The 16,589-nt window shown below is 35.8% G+C and carries 23 protein-coding genes; 5 read left to right on the forward strand and 18 right to left on the reverse strand.

Going from position 1 to position 16,589, the window contains the following annotated elements; translation table 11 throughout:
* Nucleotides 1-28: 28 nt before the first annotated feature.
* Entirely contained in the window at nucleotides 29-904 is an 876-nt protein-coding gene (locus FC748_RS08820) for a LysR family transcriptional regulator (RefSeq protein ID WP_025219213.1), read from the reverse strand.
* A gap of 131 nt (nucleotides 905-1,035) precedes the next feature.
* Between FC748_RS08820 and FC748_RS08825 the strand changes: the two genes are divergently transcribed.
* The gene (locus FC748_RS08825; protein ID WP_024363456.1) at nucleotides 1,036-1,935 is read left to right on the forward strand and encodes a DMT family transporter; all 900 of its coding nucleotides are present in this window, start codon (nucleotides 1,036-1,038) and stop codon (nucleotides 1,933-1,935) included.
* Nucleotides 1,936-2,044: 109 nt separating this feature from the next.
* Here FC748_RS08825 and FC748_RS08830 read toward each other — a convergent pair whose 3' ends face one another.
* Nucleotides 2,045-2,554, reverse strand: a complete 510-nt coding sequence (locus tag FC748_RS08830) for a general stress protein (protein ID WP_108030514.1) — start codon at nucleotides 2,552-2,554, stop codon at nucleotides 2,045-2,047.
* A 199-nt stretch (nucleotides 2,555-2,753) separates the two neighbouring features.
* Complete coding sequence (locus tag FC748_RS08835; protein WP_024363454.1) at nucleotides 2,754-3,203, reverse strand: Dps family protein; 450 nt, start codon at nucleotides 3,201-3,203, stop codon at nucleotides 2,754-2,756.
* A gap of 269 nt (nucleotides 3,204-3,472) precedes the next feature.
* Here FC748_RS08835 and FC748_RS08840 point away from each other — a divergent pair, with 269 nt between their 5' ends.
* Complete coding sequence (locus tag FC748_RS08840) at nucleotides 3,473-4,000, forward strand: GNAT family N-acetyltransferase (RefSeq protein WP_108030513.1); 528 nt, start codon at nucleotides 3,473-3,475, stop codon at nucleotides 3,998-4,000.
* Between the two features lie 200 nt (nucleotides 4,001-4,200).
* Here the strand turns inward: FC748_RS08840 and FC748_RS08845 are convergent, their stop codons facing one another.
* The 4 genes from FC748_RS08845 to FC748_RS08860 all read right to left on the reverse strand — a co-directional run bounded on the left by FC748_RS08845 (nucleotide 4,201) and on the right by FC748_RS08860 (nucleotide 6,074).
* The gene (locus tag FC748_RS08845) at nucleotides 4,201-4,545 is read right to left on the reverse strand and encodes an IS3 family transposase (protein ID WP_167492662.1); all 345 of its coding nucleotides are present in this window, start codon (nucleotides 4,543-4,545) and stop codon (nucleotides 4,201-4,203) included.
* A 23-nt stretch (nucleotides 4,546-4,568) separates the two neighbouring features.
* Nucleotides 4,569-4,892: a helix-turn-helix domain-containing protein gene (locus tag FC748_RS08850; RefSeq protein ID WP_107894120.1), complete on the reverse strand. Its 324-nt coding sequence runs from the start codon at nucleotides 4,890-4,892 to the stop codon at nucleotides 4,569-4,571.
* Between the two features lie 125 nt (nucleotides 4,893-5,017).
* Nucleotides 5,018-5,542 (reverse strand): general stress protein, encoded by a 525-nt coding sequence (locus FC748_RS08855; protein WP_108030511.1) that lies wholly within the window; start codon nucleotides 5,540-5,542, stop codon nucleotides 5,018-5,020.
* A gap of 91 nt (nucleotides 5,543-5,633) precedes the next feature.
* Entirely contained in the window at nucleotides 5,634-6,074 is a 441-nt protein-coding gene (locus FC748_RS08860; RefSeq protein WP_024363449.1) for a Dps family protein, read from the reverse strand.
* A 229-nt stretch (nucleotides 6,075-6,303) separates the two neighbouring features.
* Between FC748_RS08860 and pepF the strand changes: the two genes are divergently transcribed.
* On the forward strand, nucleotides 6,304-8,109 hold the full coding sequence (gene pepF, locus FC748_RS08865; protein ID WP_108030510.1) for an oligoendopeptidase F: 1,806 nt from the start codon (nucleotides 6,304-6,306) through the stop codon (nucleotides 8,107-8,109).
* Nucleotides 8,110-8,333: 224 nt separating this feature from the next.
* Nucleotides 8,334-9,317 (forward strand): SEC-C domain-containing protein, encoded by a 984-nt coding sequence (locus tag FC748_RS08870; protein WP_024363447.1) that lies wholly within the window; start codon nucleotides 8,334-8,336, stop codon nucleotides 9,315-9,317.
* A gap of 386 nt (nucleotides 9,318-9,703) precedes the next feature.
* Here the strand turns inward: FC748_RS08870 and FC748_RS08875 are convergent, their stop codons facing one another.
* A complete protein-coding gene (locus FC748_RS08875; protein WP_024363446.1) occupies nucleotides 9,704-9,895 on the reverse strand; it encodes a zinc-finger domain-containing protein in 192 nt (63 codons plus the stop codon).
* 183 nt (nucleotides 9,896-10,078) lie between these two features.
* On the opposite strand from FC748_RS08875, the gene FC748_RS08880 reads away from it, so the two are divergent.
* Nucleotides 10,079-10,471: a ribonuclease HI family protein gene (locus FC748_RS08880; protein ID WP_024363445.1), complete on the forward strand. Its 393-nt coding sequence runs from the start codon at nucleotides 10,079-10,081 to the stop codon at nucleotides 10,469-10,471.
* A 45-nt stretch (nucleotides 10,472-10,516) separates the two neighbouring features.
* On the opposite strand, the gene FC748_RS08885 is transcribed toward FC748_RS08880, so the two are convergent.
* The 10 genes from FC748_RS08885 to FC748_RS08925 form a co-directional block, all read right to left on the reverse strand.
* Nucleotides 10,517-11,026, reverse strand: a complete 510-nt coding sequence (locus FC748_RS08885) for a hypothetical protein (RefSeq protein WP_108030509.1) — start codon at nucleotides 11,024-11,026, stop codon at nucleotides 10,517-10,519.
* Between the two features lie 108 nt (nucleotides 11,027-11,134).
* The gene (locus FC748_RS08890) at nucleotides 11,135-11,659 is read right to left on the reverse strand and encodes a hypothetical protein (protein WP_108030508.1); all 525 of its coding nucleotides are present in this window, start codon (nucleotides 11,657-11,659) and stop codon (nucleotides 11,135-11,137) included.
* A 96-nt stretch (nucleotides 11,660-11,755) separates the two neighbouring features.
* Entirely contained in the window at nucleotides 11,756-12,160 is a 405-nt protein-coding gene (locus FC748_RS08895; RefSeq protein WP_108030507.1) for a hypothetical protein, read from the reverse strand.
* Nucleotides 12,161-12,260: 100 nt separating this feature from the next.
* Entirely contained in the window at nucleotides 12,261-12,386 is a 126-nt protein-coding gene (locus tag FC748_RS22410; RefSeq protein ID WP_274519749.1) for a hypothetical protein, read from the reverse strand.
* A gap of 72 nt (nucleotides 12,387-12,458) precedes the next feature.
* Nucleotides 12,459-12,983: a hypothetical protein gene (locus FC748_RS08900; protein ID WP_024363442.1), complete on the reverse strand. Its 525-nt coding sequence runs from the start codon at nucleotides 12,981-12,983 to the stop codon at nucleotides 12,459-12,461.
* A 22-nt stretch (nucleotides 12,984-13,005) separates the two neighbouring features.
* The gene (locus tag FC748_RS08905) at nucleotides 13,006-13,740 is read right to left on the reverse strand and encodes an SAR2788 family putative toxin (protein ID WP_341867446.1); all 735 of its coding nucleotides are present in this window, start codon (nucleotides 13,738-13,740) and stop codon (nucleotides 13,006-13,008) included.
* Nucleotides 13,741-13,752: 12 nt separating this feature from the next.
* Nucleotides 13,753-13,959 (reverse strand): hypothetical protein, encoded by a 207-nt coding sequence (locus FC748_RS08910; RefSeq protein WP_108030505.1) that lies wholly within the window; start codon nucleotides 13,957-13,959, stop codon nucleotides 13,753-13,755.
* A gap of 18 nt (nucleotides 13,960-13,977) precedes the next feature.
* Nucleotides 13,978-14,757 carry a S8 family peptidase gene (locus tag FC748_RS08915; RefSeq protein ID WP_167492663.1) on the reverse strand — a complete coding sequence of 260 codons (780 nt, stop codon included), beginning with the start codon at nucleotides 14,755-14,757 and terminating at the stop codon, nucleotides 13,978-13,980.
* A gap of 354 nt (nucleotides 14,758-15,111) precedes the next feature.
* Nucleotides 15,112-15,858, reverse strand: coding sequence for an amino acid ABC transporter ATP-binding protein (locus FC748_RS08920; protein ID WP_024363439.1), 747 nt, complete (start codon nucleotides 15,856-15,858; stop codon nucleotides 15,112-15,114).
* A 12-nt stretch (nucleotides 15,859-15,870) separates the two neighbouring features.
* Entirely contained in the window at nucleotides 15,871-16,527 is a 657-nt protein-coding gene (locus FC748_RS08925; RefSeq protein WP_025219199.1) for an amino acid ABC transporter permease, read from the reverse strand.
* Nucleotides 16,528-16,589 lie beyond the last annotated feature (62 nt).

A 16,589-nucleotide genomic window follows, 5' to 3' on the forward strand; every position in this document is an offset into this window, starting at 1 on the left:
CTATTTTAACGTAAAAAGTTAAAATAACCTATTTCTTATTTTGTTCTTTCAGCCATGCACTTAAAATTTCCGCAAATTTTTTTGTCACTGGTGAGGCTTGGTATTTCATTGCCAGCCCAATTGTTCGATAACCACCTTGTTTTAACGGGATGGCCTTTAATGAAGACGGCAATCGATTAATAACTAAGCGAGGTAAAATACTAATTCCTAAATGATGCGAAATCATTGAAATAATTCCTACTTCCTCTGACAGCTCAAAGCGGATGTTTGGTTTCACATGATACTGCTCTAAAAGAACTTTTACATCATTGGTGCCCCGATATGACGTCATTATAAAAGGCATATCCTCTAATTCAGCAATATCAATTTCTGCTCGGTTATAGAGAGAACTTTGATTGGAAACGATACATAAAAGAGGGTCTTGTACTAACTGGATAAATTGGAATTGTTCCGATTTTTGACCATTTAAAAACCCAGCATCCACTACACCGCTTTGTAACCACTGTTCGATTTCATAATAATCGCCTTCGCGCAATTCTACTTGTATGCCTGGAAACTGATTGTCCATAATACGAATAATTTCGGGCATCCAATTGGATGAAATACTAGAAATAACACCTATTCGCAATTTACCACGGGTCACACCAAGAATATGGGCCGCTTCTTGCTGTAATAATTCATTTGCATCGAGAACTTGACGCATCGCACGCAGCATCGTTTGTCCTTCGCTCGTTAATGTTACACCTGTTCGACTTCGATGGATTAGTGCAAATCCACATTCTTTCTCTAAGCTTGAAACAGCATGACTAACTGCCGATTGGGTTAATCCAAGCGCATCAGCTGCTTTTGTAAAACTCGATACTTCAGCAACTTTATTCAAAATCTCGTATTTGACTAAACTCATTCACTTTCCCTCTTATACATGAATTTTTTTAATATTAATCATTATAAACATTCGTTTTACTAATCACAATACAAGATATATAGTAAATTTTAGTATAAAACTGTTTTAGTACACAGATTGAAGGTGGCATAATGAGTAATCAAGGAAAAGCAAATTTACTAATGGTAATTGTAACAATGTTTTGGGGATTGTCTTATACGTTTATGGTTATGGGGCTTGAAACATTGGCTGTTTATAATGTGGTAGCGTTGCGTTGTATTATCGCATTTTTTGCAGCAGGCATACTCTTTTATAAACGCATGATCAAAGTCGATTTCAAAACATTAAAATACGCAGCTATTCAAGGTTTGCTTTTATTCATTGTGTTTGCACTTAGCTTATTCGGACTGGAGACTACTTCCGTTTCCAACGCAGGATTTATTTTAAGTCTGACAGTTGTGCTAGTGCCTATATTCAGTAGCTTTATCGACAAAAAATTGCCTTCAAAAGCTGTTAGTTTTGCGATTGTTAGCACAATGATTGGTATTACTGTATTAACTGTACAACATTCATTTACTTTCCAAACAGGCGATATTTTAGTCGCTATTGCTGCGTTAAGCTATTCAATTTATCTGCTGTTAAACGGTCGATTTACTCGTAGCGTAGAGTCGATTTCATACGGTATCTATCAACTCGGCTTCGCTGGATTGTATGCACTTGTTTTAACGCTACTTTTTGAAACACCGACACTTCCAAATTCTACCACTTCATGGATTGCCATTTTAGGGCTTGGTATTATTTGTAGCGCATTTTGCTTTGTTGGCCAAACTGTTGCACAACAGTATACATCTGCTACACATACAGGGCTTATCTTTTCATTGGAGCCTATTTTTGCCGCGATGTTTGCCATGATGTTTATCGGTGAGGGGCTTACGGTTAAATTACTGATTGGTGGTAGCTTTATTTTAATCGGCAATCTTGTTGCCCAACTGGAACATCTTCACCTTTTACGCTTTATAAGAAAACATGAACAGGAAAAAGTGATGCATTAATCAATACGAAAAGAGTGAGATTGACCATAATCAATCCCACTCTTTTCTATTATCTGCTGCTCTGCCCACTCGGTGAGCGCTTTTCGCGACAATAATCATTTATCGTTAACTACAAATATCTTCTTATTTGTTCCGCATCATTCATACGCTCTTCAGCCTTTAAGCGTTCCTCACGTTGAGCTGGTGTCTCATCCACAATCGATTCAGGTGGCGTGACACGTGTATCCAGCGCATCCGGTTGTGCACGTTGTGATTCGACGCCAAGTGTAGCCGATGTTGGATCGATGTTGTCATCATGTTCGGCATATAATACAATGGCCCCTTCTTCCACAAGTTGTGCGTAATATGCTGTCTGACCCTCTGTCAAATCAAAACGTTTTAATCCTTCTGTGACCGCTGTTTCTCCTGTAAACCATGATTTAATTTGGTCAAACCAATTACCAGCTTCGTGGGTTTTCACATCAGCGTTCCATTTGACATCTTCCAAATCGCTAGCTTCTCTTGCAATAATATGGATTTCATCCGTGTGGTAACCTTCCATGCGCATACATTTTAAAATGTGAAACATCTCTTCTCTCGTATGTGCAACTTCAATTTTTGGGTTTTGTTCATTCATCATGTTCAATTCCTCCTAATTTGTAAGGCTTACTATGTATGTACCCCGACACTTTAAGAAAAAACCCTTTTTGTGCATCCTTTATACAACTGTAATAATTGTCATCTCAATTATTATTCTGTTGCCTGTTTGTCATATTGCCTGTCCTCCCAAAATTAAAAAAACACTTGGAGCTTTAACTAAACTCCAAGTGCTCTGTATTTTAAGCGCCTTTTTTATCAAGAAAGGCTTTTAACATCCAAGTATGTTTTTCAAGGGATTGATACATCGCATTCAGCAAATCTTCTGTACGGTCATCGCCTTCTTCTGCAGCAAGCTGCATCGTATTATTGATAGCTTGCATTTGCTTTTCAAAGTCAGAAATAGTAGTTGCGACCATTTCCTCTGCTGTCTCTTTTCCCGTTGCTTCTTCTACATAGGATAACTCAAGGTATTCTTTTAAAGTAGCGACAGGCTCGCCACCTTTGGATAGAATACGTTCAGCCGTATCATCAAAATTTAATGTAACCTCATTGTATAATTCTTCAAATTTTGCATGGAGTGTAAAAAAGGCATTCCCGGTTACATACCAATGATAGTTATGTAGTTTTGTATACAGTACCGACCATGTTGCTACGAGTTTATTCAATTCCTTGTTTAAATCTTGTGGCATAATTACCCCTCCAAATTATTGTTATTTATATAATTTCAGTATGCAATATACTGTCGAACCCTGTCAAGTAGACACCTTAAATAAAATAAAAAATAACAAAAAGGGTAAAAATCTTAATACACTATGTACGATTGGCATCCAAATAAAAAGAACTCTACATTGAGTACTTTGAACAAGCATACTTGATAGAGTTTGTTAAAGCATTATGTCCTTAAATTACGTATAATGGAATAAAAATGTTGGATACATCTTTCCAAAAAGGAGACTCTATGAATATTACATTAAGCCAATTGACATACGTTGATATGGAAAGTTTATATACATTCGAGCTTACTAATCGGGCTTATTTCGAAAAAATGGTACCAAGTCGTGGTGATGATTATTATGAATTTAATAATTTTCAAAAGCAAAACCTTATGCTAATACATGAACAAGAGCAAGAACGATCTTATTTCTATTTAATCAAAAATGAACTTGGACAAATCGTTGGGCGCATCAATTTAACCGACATAGATAAAAAACAACAGTTAGGTCATATCGGTTATCGAGTTGGCGATGAACATAGCAGCAAGGGCATTGCTAATAAAGCGTTAAAGTTATTATTAACAATCGCGAGCAATAAAGGCATTCGACAAATTGCTGCGAAAACAACAACAAACAATATAGCTTCACAAAAAGTATTAGAAAAAAATGGATTTATATACACTGGCACAAGTTCTGAAGAGTTTGCAATGAATGGACAAAAATTAAATTTTGTTTATTATAATTGGAACGATTCGGAGGCAAGCCGTTTGTAACAATAAGGTTTATTTAATCCTAGTATCACTTAAAATAGTAACTACTTCAACAAAGGGTTATAGCCAAAATATAGTAGTAGACGAAATAAACCGAATGCATATTATATGTACTACAAGCGTCCTTCATTTTAGCATTCGGTTTATTAATTTAGTTTATATATTTTTAGCAGTATTCCGCAATTTCTAAACTACAATCAATACTATTCCTCATTGAATAGATTTCCAACAGGATTTTTTAGAGTTGGGGTAGGCTGTGGTGCGCCCATTTGCATACTTTGTGATGGCGAAGCAGCTAGTTTCATCAATCGATAAATCCGTTTATGATTAAATTGTTTATTGTATTTATGGTTTAGATGGAGCTTCATTTTGCGATAGCCAACGTTTGCTTGTCCCTTTTCATGTAGCGCGTTTAATTCTTTTAAAATCTCGTTATTTTCAAGTTGCCTTTTTGTTGGTACGCGCTGTGTCCATTTATAATAGGCTGAGCGTGCAATTCCTGCGCATTCGCATAGTAGCGAGATAGAGTAGTTGTCGTTGTGATGCAATGCTTGAATGGCTGTATATTTATTTACATAACTCTCCTCCCTTCGATTTCCTCTAGCTTTTTTAGCAATGCATTTTCTGTACGTAGACGTTCATTTTCGCGTTCAAGATATTTTATTTCTTCTTTAAATTGTTCTTCTATTGTACGCTCCTGTTCTTTTTTAGTTCGCCCGCGTTTATCTTGTAGCGATGCTTCGTCACCCGCTTCATATTTTTTAACCCATTGGTAAACTTGTTGGTACGACACTTGAAACCTATCTGCAGTAAGTTGGTAGTTTTTATCATGCTTTAAACAAAAGAAAACGATTTGAACTCGTTCCTCTAATGTCGTTTTTCTTCCCTTTGGCATCAGTTCGGCTATCCTTTCAGCAATTCCTTTTTTATACTATTATAATAGTTAGAACAATAAACGAGAACAGAATAGTAAAGCAATATATTGTAAAAACCCCCTTCTTTAACAGAAGAGGGTTTTACTTACGTATTATCTTTATTCAATTGTTCCGCTTCTTCCAAACTTTCTTCTGCTCTTAACCGATGCTCTCGTTGCTCAGGCGTCTCGACATGATCAATCGTATCAATAAATGGTTCAGGCGCAGTAACGCGAGGTTCAAGTGGATTATGCCAATAGCGATTTTCCTCTTGATCAATCGCTATTGTTACTGGGGCATCTGTGTTGGCCTTCTCGCCAAACACAACAATAGCACCATGCTCTACAAGTTGTGCATAATAGGCCGTTTGCCCCTCACTTAAATGAAAACGTTTGACGCCTTCTTTTACAGCAGATTCACCTGTAAACCATGATTTAAACTGATCGAGCCAATTGCCTGCCTCATGCGTGTGTATATCTGTTTCCCATTTAATGTCCGCAAATGGCGTAGCGTCCTTCGCAATAATATGAATATCATTCGTGTGAAAACCTCGGTTATGCATTTGTTTTAATATTTCTAGCATTTCCTCTTTCGAGTGTGCCACTTCAATATATGGATTTTGTTCATTCATGCAATATATGTCCTCCTATTTTTAATGGCCACTCCATACTTATTCGTATCAGAGGAACTGCCTTTACTGTTTTTTTGTCTTCCTTTTAAAGTTATTCGTTCAGGAATGCTTTTAACATCCATGCATGTTTTTCAAGTGACTGATACATAGCGTTTAATAAGTCTTCCGTTCGATCGTCGCCCTCTTCTGCCGCAAGCTCCATCGTTGCGTTTAAAGCTTTCATCAACTTTTGGAAATCAGAAATTGTTGTAGCAACCATTTCTTCCGTTGTTTCTTTACCTGTTGCTTCTTCTATATAAGAAAGCTCCAGATGCTCTTTTAAAGTAGCTACTGGTTTGCCATCTTTGGATAGAATACGCTCTGCGATTTCATCTAAATTTAATGTTGTTTCATTATATAATTCTTCAAATTTTTCATGCAGTGTAAAAAAGGCACTGCCAGTTACATACCAATGGTAGTTATGCAATTTTGTATACAGTACAGAGTATGTTGCTACTAGCTTATTTAGTTGCTTGTTTAAATTTTGTGACATAATATCTCCTCCAATAATTCATACTAGCCTTTAGTATGCGTTGCTTTGTACTCTGGCTATACTTCATTTTTCCCTACTGACACAATTTCAAACATGTTCTGCTTCTTTTTAAAAAAAAATCATGATTTCGCTAGGCTACTAAAATCTTATTCTTCCCCCTGTAATTATTTCACTTTTCGAAATAGTTTCGTTATAATGGAATCACTTACGTTAAAAGGGGTGTTCTGACATGGAAGTATTACCATTAAGGAAAGATGTTGCAGTGGAAGAAACGTGGAATTTACAGGATTTACTTGAAAATGACGCTGATTTTGAACCTGCATTAGCTCAGTTTGTAGAAGATGCAGTAAAATTTGAAAGCACCTATAAGGGGAGCATTACGGATGCGCAAAAGGTAATTGAGGTACTGACAGCCTTTGAAGCATTACAAGTAGGCATTATCCCTCTGGGAACCTATGCGAGCTTAAATATACAGGCTGATCGTACGGATGACGTTGCACAAATGCGCGCAGCAAAATTTAGCACTGCGATTGGAAAAATTAGCAGTTCCATCGCATTCGTGAATAGCGAATTGCTTGCATTAGACGAAACCATTTTAGAGCAAGCTGCAGCGTCAAGTCCCCTATATAATCGCTATATCACACAACTGTTAAAGCAAAAGCCTCATCAACTACATCCTGAAGTAGAAAAAACGCTTGCTGCTTTGCGTTCTACATTCGACGCACCTTATGAAATTTATAACACGACAAAGCTCGTGGATATGCATTTCGGGGAGTTTGAAGCAAATGGCAAAAATCATCCGCTTAGCTATGTGTTATTCGAAAATGATTGGGAACTTGAAAGCGATCCAACGATACGTCGAGCAGCATTCAATGCCTTTTCTAACAAGCTTCGTGAGTATCAACATACTACGGCAAAAGTATATAACACGCATATCCAGCAAGAGAAAACAATCGCCGATTTACGAGGCTTCGACTCTGTCATTGACTTTTTATTATTTGACCAAGATGTCGATCGTTCGCTTTATAATCGTCAAATTGACCTTATTACAAAAGAGCTTGCCCCACATATGCGTCGTTATGCCAAGCTTGTACAAAAAGCGCATGGCTTAGATAAAATGACGTTTGCTGATTTAAAAATAGCACTTGATACAAGCTATGATCCAAAATTAACAATGGCAGAAGCAAAAGATTATGTTGAAAAATCATTAGCTGTAATGGGTAAAGATTATGAGGAAATGATTGAAAGGGCGTTCAACGAGCGCTGGATTGATTACGCACCAAATAAAGGAAAATCTACAGGCGCATTTTGCTCAAGTCCCTACGGTAGCCATCCGTACATTTTAATGTCATGGAATGAGCGTATGAACGAGGTATTCACACTAATCCATGAGCTTGGTCACGCCGGTCATTTTGTTAATGCACATGCACATCAATCGTATTTGAATAATCGCCCTTCCCTCTACTTTATCGAGGCACCATCTACAATGAATGAAATGCTATTAGCAAACTATTTATTGACACATAATGATGATAAACGCTTTAAACGTTGGGTTATATCAAACATCGTATCGAAAACATATTATCATAACTTCGTCACACATTTACTAGAGGCAGCATACCAACGTAAAGTATATGAACTAGTGGACGCTGGCGAATCAGTGAATGCTACAGTATTGAATCAATTAAAACGTACTGTTTTAGAAGATTTCTGGGGCGATACTGTCCATATCCTAGAAGGCGCAGAATTAACATGGATGCGTCAGCCTCATTACTATATGGGCTTGTATCCATACACATATAGTGCTGGTTTAACGATTTCTACACAAGTATCGCAACGTATTTTAAAAGAAGGTAGTACGGCTGTAGATGAATGGTTAAAAGTACTGCAAGCAGGTGGCACTAAATCGCCTGTAGAGCTTGCCCAAATGGCAGGTGTTGATGTCACGACAGATCAACCGCTGCGAGATACAATTGCTTACATCGGTCAGTTAATTGACGAGCTTGAAAGACTAACAGCAGAGATTGAAGTCTAATAGTATTACCATCTACGCTCAATTCAAGTGCGTAGATGGTTTTCTTTTTTTAGTTCTAAGCTAGAAAATACATACATATAATAGAATTAGGGCGTCCCTCTAATTTTTTGATATTTCAAAATAGATAATCATTTTTCTTCATACAAAAGTACCGTTATTATTAAGTGTACGCAATTTATTTAGCAAAAATCGACTAACAATTTTCAAAGGAAGTGTTTCTAATTATGGTAAAACGTAATGATCCATGCCCATGCGGTAGCGGCAAAAAATACAAAAAATGTTGTGAAGGTAAACAGCAAGTTACAGTTGAAGCTGTAGCAATCGAAGAACTAGAGCGTGTACTACAAACATTCTATTTAGAATATCCAGAACGCAAAGATGTTCGTGCTTATATCGAGCATGTTGGCACATGGCAGCCTAAATTAGAGAGCGTACTACAACGTGAGCTTATTGAAGCGATTGCGTTAGACGACTTCTTCTTCCATCAAGAGCCATCTATTTGGAAAGGGTATTTAAAGAAAACGAAGAAAAAGACGGTAAGACCTTCAACTTTAAAAGTACTTGAAGGCTGGTCACAACCTACACTCTTTATTGGTACGGTAACTGTTGTAGAGGAAAAATATTTTAAAGCTAGTCATGTTCTTTCAAATGAAGAAATTTATATCCGTCGCGAAAATGATAAGCCAATTCCTGAGGGAATGCATGTCTTTGCGTTTATCCTGCCAGATGGCACGAAGCAGGAAGCGCATTATCTAGCGGTATCAACGCTTATATTCTTCCCACATGACCATGAACAAGTATTTGTGAAGTTAAAAGAAAACTTCGAGGCTTCAAATAAGAAAGTTCAAACATTCTTAAAAGAAGATCATCTAACATTCTGGGAGCTACTTGTGTCTAACGGCTACAAGGGCGAAGAATTCACAAACTTCGAGAACGGTGTTATTACGCAAGTTAAGGAATTCCTTGAACAAAATGAGCGTGAAACAGCACCGATGCTTGAACTATTAGAGGATTACTTAATCGAAGGACAACCCTCTGCACGTAAAGAAGCGGCCATCGCAGCAGGTGCTATTCGCTACGGTCAGGAAAAAGAGCTATTTGAATCACTTTCTATGACAGTCAAAGAAATTGCAGCGACTTTCGATATTTCCCCTTCCTCTTTAACAAAATACTACCAAGATTTAAGTCAATACGCTTCAACAAAATAAAAAACAAAAACAAGTGTTAGATTGAGTTACAATCAATCTAACACTTGTTTTGCTAAAGCGGTATTTGCCTTCTATCCGCGATTTCTTCTGTTTTACCCGCGTTTGATGGACCTCTATCCGTGATTTACACTGTTTTACCCGCGTTTGATGGACTTCTATCCGCGATTTACACTGTTTTACCCGCGTTTCAAAAAATAAATAGAAAAAAGCTACGTTCGTTATCTGCATAATAACAGATAACAAGGTAGCTTTTTCTATGGTAACCAACCAATTTTATTATTTCCGAACATATAGTTATTTATGCAAGAAAAGCACTACATATGCTTAATTTCATGCATAAAAATTTCTTATTGGATATTTTTATGTGAGTTCTCACAATCGGCGCCTTATTTGCTATACACTTTCATTAGCTCTTCCCCTAAAAACTGCAGTCGCTCTCCTACTGTACACGCCTCAATACAAAAACGATGGGCCCCTTGTTTCCCACGCTCTTTCCGCAGTTGCTTAATGACTAAGCAATCAGCACAGTACATATCATGTAGTTCATCAATATCTTTCATAACCGTCACTTTATCCATTAAGAACATTCGCCCCCTTCACGTCCAAATTTCATGTCTTTCTATTATGAAGTCAACATTGTATTCAAGCAACTATTTTGTTCATCCTAATTTAACAAAAATTGTTTCAATCATTTGGAGGTTGTCAAACAGCCCCATTGCTGTACAATAAAATGGAAGTCTAATCGCAAAGTAGGGATTTTCATGTTAGAGGTCTATATCGATGCGGCAAGTGCAGGTAATCCTGGCCCTAGCGGCATTGGCATTTTTATTAAAGGAGAAGGCCATCACGTACAAATTAGTGAGTACATCGGTCATACAAATAATCATATCGCCGAATTCACCGCATTAGTACGGGGCTTAGAAGAAGCACAAAAACTAGGTACAAGCATTGTGTCCGTCCGTTCCGATTCAAAAGTGGTCGTTACATCTATAGAAAAAGAATATGTCAAAAACGAAGAATTTAAACCTTTTCTTGAACAAGCATTAACACTTGCAAATAATTTTGATTTATTTTTCATCAAATGGATTCCAGATGGGCAAAATAAAGCAGCAGATGCACTAGCACGCAACGCTATTCAAAAAGAAAAAAATTAAAACAATAGGGGGACCGCCCGCTAAAACAAGCAGTCCCCTATTCGCTTATTTTATTTCATTGTACGTTTCTAAAAGTCCACGATAAGAACTTTCTTCGGAAAACCAAAGTTTTTCATTGTTACAAAACTCCACAAATTTAAAAAACTCCTTCTTCACCTCTTTTTTGAATGGCTCTTTAGGCAACAGATAACGTTGAGAACTAACAAGTTGAATTTCATAGAATTGATCAATTTCTTGAATTGTTGTATAAACATAGGGATAATTATCTAAAAAATTTATCTCCTCTTTGCTCCCATCATATCTACTTTCTAAAATATTACTTAAACTACTCCATGTATCTAATAAACTTTCCGTCATTTGCTCTTCGCCAAAAATAACTTCATCATTGTAAATCAAACTCACAAAGCCACATAAGCAGTCGCCCTCGTTTTCTTCTAATATCTTCTGTGCCTTTTCCACAGCTAATGGATTGGTAATAGGAAAACTTTCGATTTTATAAACAGGAGCAGTTATATCTTCTTCCCCTATAAAGGTCTCAATTTTTAGTTTATTCATAAAAAGCACCACACTTTTTTGAAATGAGTTCCAAGTTTTTTAAATAATACTGTATATTGTGGGACTGCTCATTGAAAATAAACAGTCCCTTGTCTGTATTTTTACCTTTCAACTTCTTTCATCTTCATCATAAAGTAATTCATCATACGTTTCTAAAATTCCACGATATAAACTGTCTTCGGCGAACTGTAGTTTTTCATTTTTACAAAACTCCACAAAATTAAGAAATTCCTTCTTTACCTCATTCCGGAATAGCTCTATAGGTACGAGAAAACACTGGTGGTTTAGTTTAATTTCATAAAACTTGTCAATTTCTTTAACTAATGCATTTCCTCTATAATTATCTAAAAAAGTAATATCAATACTTCTTCCGTCATATCTGTAATTTAAAATATAGATTAAATCACACCACGTATCTAATAAATCCTCTGTTAATTGCTCTTCTCCAAAAATCACCACATCATTATATATCAAGCTGACAAAGCCACATAAGTAATCACCTTCGTTTTCTTCTAATATCTTCTGTGCCTTTTCCACTGCTAAAGGATTGGTAATCGGGAAACTTTCGATTTTATAAACAGGAGCAGTTATATCTTCTTCCCCTATAAAAGTTTCTATTTTTAGTTTACTCATACAAAGCACCACACTTTTTAAAAACGAGTCTCATGTTAAAAGTCTTAAATCAGAGGAACTGCTCATTGGAAATAAGCAGCCCCTTATCCACTAGTTTCATTTACCTTTATCATAAAGTAACTTGTGATATGTTTTTAAATGACTTTTATATAAACTTTCTTCAGAGAATAAAAAGTTTCCATTTTTACAAAAGTCCATAAATGCAATAAAACCTTTTTTTACCTCATTTTTAAATGGCTCAATAGGTAATTGGATGCTATGGGAACTATCAAGGTGAATTTGATAATACTGACCAATTATTTCAATTTCAGTATCATAAGATGCATTGTCCAAAAAGATGATATTATGAATACTACCATCATATCTGTGGTCCAAAATAAAAATTAAATCACTCCACGTATCTAATAAATTTTCCGTTAATTGCTCTTCTCCAAAAATAACTACATCATTATATATTAAGCTTACAAACCTACTTAAGTAATTCCCTTCGTTTTCTTCCAAAATCTTTTGAGCCTTTTCAAAAGCTAAAGGATTCGTAATCGAAACTGCCTCAGTTATTACTTCTGGAAAAGAGCTATAATATTGCCGACCAATAAATGTTTCAATCTAATATCTTCTGTGCCTTTTCCACAGCTAATGGATTGGTAATAGGAAAACTTTCGATTTTATAAACAGGAGCATTTAAAGCTTCTTCCCCTATAAATTTTTCGATTTTTAGTTTATTCATAGAACACCCTAGTTATGGGGACTGCTCGCTAAAAACAAGCAGTCTCCCTAATAAATTTTAGATTTTAGCCTTCTAGTTTTTATCTTCTTCATTTTGTATTAATTCATCATACGTTTCTAATAGCGCTTGATATAAACTCACTTCTGCAAACTGTAGTTTTTCATTTTTACAAAACTCCACAAATTTGAAAAATTCCTTTTTCAGTTCATTTTTGAATGATTCTTTTGGCAAGAGGAATTGGCTTGAACTATTAAGTTCAATTTGATAAAACTGCCCTATTTCTTTAATTACTGTATCATCATAAGAAGCATTATCTAAAAAAACTATCCCATGCCTTCTCCCATCATAATGATTATCAAAAATATAAATTAAATCACACCACGTATCTAATAAGTCTTCAGTTAATTGCTCTTCTCCAAAAATAACAATATCATTATAAATTATGGATACATAGCCACTTAAGTAATCTCCTTCATTTTCTTTTAAAATAGTCTGTGCCATTTCAACAGCTAAAGGATTTGTAATAGAGATATTTTTAATAGTTGTATCTGAAACATTATCCCGACTAATAAATGTCTCAATTATTGGTTTGTACATAAAAATGATTCACCTTCTTTTTTTATTTACCAAATGGATAAGCAGAATTTATATGCCCAGTTCTACTAATCCTAACTCTATATTCAATTCCGTTTACTTTCGCCTGCACTTTTATCCCTTCCTTTTTAATTAGCTGTCTAGATATCTCAGATTTATTATTATTAATTACCGTTGTGACAATATTTTTAATATCATTTACAGATAAATCTGGATCAAAAAACGACTTTCCTTCATTTCCAGTCCAATAATTTGGATGATGATTTTCTAGAATATGTCTCATTTTAGCTTTCGTAAAGTAAACCTTTTTACCACCGCCTACATCCAAAGTGATATCTGTAAAGTTGGCTACAGCCTTTTTCGCCGCATCTTTTGATTTACTAAAAAATGTACGTTTGCCAATTTTCAGAACCTGTTTAAAACCAAATTTTTGTACTGTATATCTAACGACCGCACCACCGATTAAGTATACCAATTGCGGTATTACGTGTGCCTGCAACCTTACAGGATTGCTTTCAAAGATTTCATCCGTTTCTAAATTCGTAAAGATTGTACTAAAATGGTCATCTTCCAATTGTTGCATCGTCACACGATAATGGTTTTGCTCAACAGTGCCGTTTTCTTCGATGACACTATCGATTAATATGTCTTCGCTTTCACTATCAAACTTGATGTCTAAATCCGCTTTCAAATCCTCGGACTCAAAAGTTGTTTGGACAAGTAATTCGTTATCATATATTTCAATATTCCGAATATTTATCGTACTATCGTCTTAATAAATAAGATTTTTATTTAATTCATCGTATAGTTCTTGTTGGTATTCTTCTGTATTCACATCCTGTATTTCATCTATGGAAATCATCACAATAGGCTCATCAGATACTACATCATATTCCTGTGCAGAAATCAAATTGGGTGCAATATTTGCAAATAGCAACGCTGCAATAATAATAGATATAAAGTGTTTTTTCCATTTCATCGTTTCATTTCTCCTTTATTATTGTATAAATATCGTACCTTTGCCATATTCAGCTTCATTCCAAAAATCTTTTGTCACAGTATATTGTTGTAAGATAGCGTTAAAATTTTCTTTTGACTCAACCTCCTTATATATTTCTTTCAACTGAATGAATAGATGTGTTGCATAGGCAGCTGCAAAAGAGGTTCCCGTAAAGACAGATGCTTGCCCATTATGATGAATACTTTGTACATTCTCCCCGTTAAAAACATAATCAATTTTTCCAATAGCTGAAAAAGAGGATCGTTTATTTTTTTCATTAATAGAACCTATTGACAATACACCATCCAATTTTGCTGGATAGTCAGTTGCTAAACCATATGTATTACCTGCTGCGGCGACAATAGTAATTCCTTGTTCTACTGCTTTTTCAATAATAGATTCTAGTTCAGCATTGGGCGTTTGAAAGCCAAAACTAATATTAATGAAATCTACCTGTTTATCTATGCACCATGTAATAGCTTCTATTAAATGATCAATGGAGCCATTGCCTTGTGCATCTAAAAGTTTTATATCGTATATTTTTAATTTAGCTTTTGCTTCTCCTACAATAATTCCCGCGACTGGCGTACCATGATTAAAATCATCTTTAATTTTTTCCCCAGGATGCGTTAAATTGACTTCTTCAAATGCGACACCTTGAAAGACATCCAAATCTTTATTTATACCACTGTCCAGTACAGCAACTTTTATATATTCGCCGTCACTTTTTATTGCCAATTGTCCGAAGGCAAAATAACAAAGAATGCAAATAATCAATGACAACAATACACTAAATTTTTTATTGATAGTGTTCGCCACCTTATTATGTAGTTGTTAAAAAATATTTCCAACATGGATTTCGTAAAGATAGTTATTCTGTAGGGTTTTTCGAAGACAAATGAAGTTTTTCAATAATTTTTTAGATTATTCTAAATTATCTCGATAAAGGTTGTCAATCAATTTAATGTAGATTTCCATGCCAATTTTAATGGCGTTTCCTATTAGTTTAGTGGCGTTTTCTGTAGGTTTTGTGGCGATTCCAGAGGGTTTCGTGACGTTACCTGAAGTTTTACTAGCGATTTCCTTATGACTCTATCAAAAAAAGCTATCTCAAATGAGACAGCTTCTAGATTATTTTAAATTCCTTTGTAAAAATGCTTTTGTCCGTTCGTGTTGTGGATTAGTAAAGAACGCTTCAGGATGGTTGGCCTCGATAATGTCGCCGCCGTCCATAAAGACCACCTTGTTTGCGACCTCTCGTGCAAACCCCATTTCATGTGTCACAACAATCATCGTCATTTGATCTTCCGCTAAATCTTTCATGACTTTTAATACTTCACCTGTCAGTTCTGGATCAAGGGCAGAAGTGGGCTCATCAAATAATAAAATTTGTGGGTTCATCATAAGTGCTCGTGCAATAGCCACACGCTGTTTTTGCCCTCCAGATAGATTCGCTGGATAGGCCTGTGCCTTATCAGCAAGACCAATTTTTTGTAATAAGTCTTGACAACGTTTTTTAATTGCATCCGATGACTCCGTTTTTAGTAAGCCTGGTGCAATTTCAAGGTTTTGTTGTACTGTTAAATGAGGGAATAGGTTAAAATGTTGAAATACCATGCCCATTTTTGCGGTAATTTTTTTAATGTCTTGTTGCTTAGCATATGCCCCGTTTTGTACTAAATAGTCACCATCTACACAAATGCTGCCGCCATTAATTTCTTCTAAATGGATTAAGCTTCGAAGCATTGTACTTTTACCCGATCCAGAAGGCCCAATAACAGCCACGACATCATTTTTCTCTACGTTCAATGTGATGGTCTTTAGCACCTCTAACTTGCCAAAGGATTTCTTCAAATTCGATACTTCAAGCAATGCCATCTGTGTCCACCTCTATTCAAATTTAAACCGTTTTTCTAGCCACTTAAAGAATACCGTTAAAACAAGCGTCATAACCAAATAAATAGCGCCCGCAATAAAGAACGGCACAATGGTAAAGTCACGGTTGACAGCTGTTTGTGCAAAATGCAGCAGTTCAGGTACAGCTACCGCATAAAGAAGTGCTGTGTCTTTAATCAATGTAACAGATTCATTCGATAAAGCAGGCAACGCTACACGGAACATTTGTGGCAATATAATGCGTGTTGTTGTTTGCCATTTTGACAGACCTAACACTTGCGCTGCTTCGTATTGGCCTTTATCAATTGCTAATAAGCCACCACGGAATATTTCTGCAAAGTAGGCAGCATAATTTAAAATAAAACCAAGACATGCGGCAACAAAGCGGTCAAGTACCAGATATTCACCGATTACCGGCACCATCGGTAAACCGAAGCAAATTAATAACAATTGTAGTAATAGCGGTGTACCGCGCATGACATAAATATACGTATTGGCTAGCCAAGACAGTGGTTTGATACGGCTTTTCACAGCTAAAGTAAGCAAAAAACCTAGTGGAATCGATACCAAAATGGCAATAATGAACAGCAACACCGTCATTTTTGCGCCTTCAAGCATCGGCAAAATCATTGTTTGCCAGTAGTCCGCCATAATTATTTTCCCTCCAAAAAGATAAGAGTTTCACGAGGAAACTCTTATCGACTGATAACATT

This window comes from Lysinibacillus sphaericus (assembly GCF_005217585.1).
In the GTDB taxonomy this organism is placed as follows: domain Bacteria; phylum Bacillota; class Bacilli; order Bacillales_A; family Planococcaceae; genus Lysinibacillus; species Lysinibacillus sphaericus.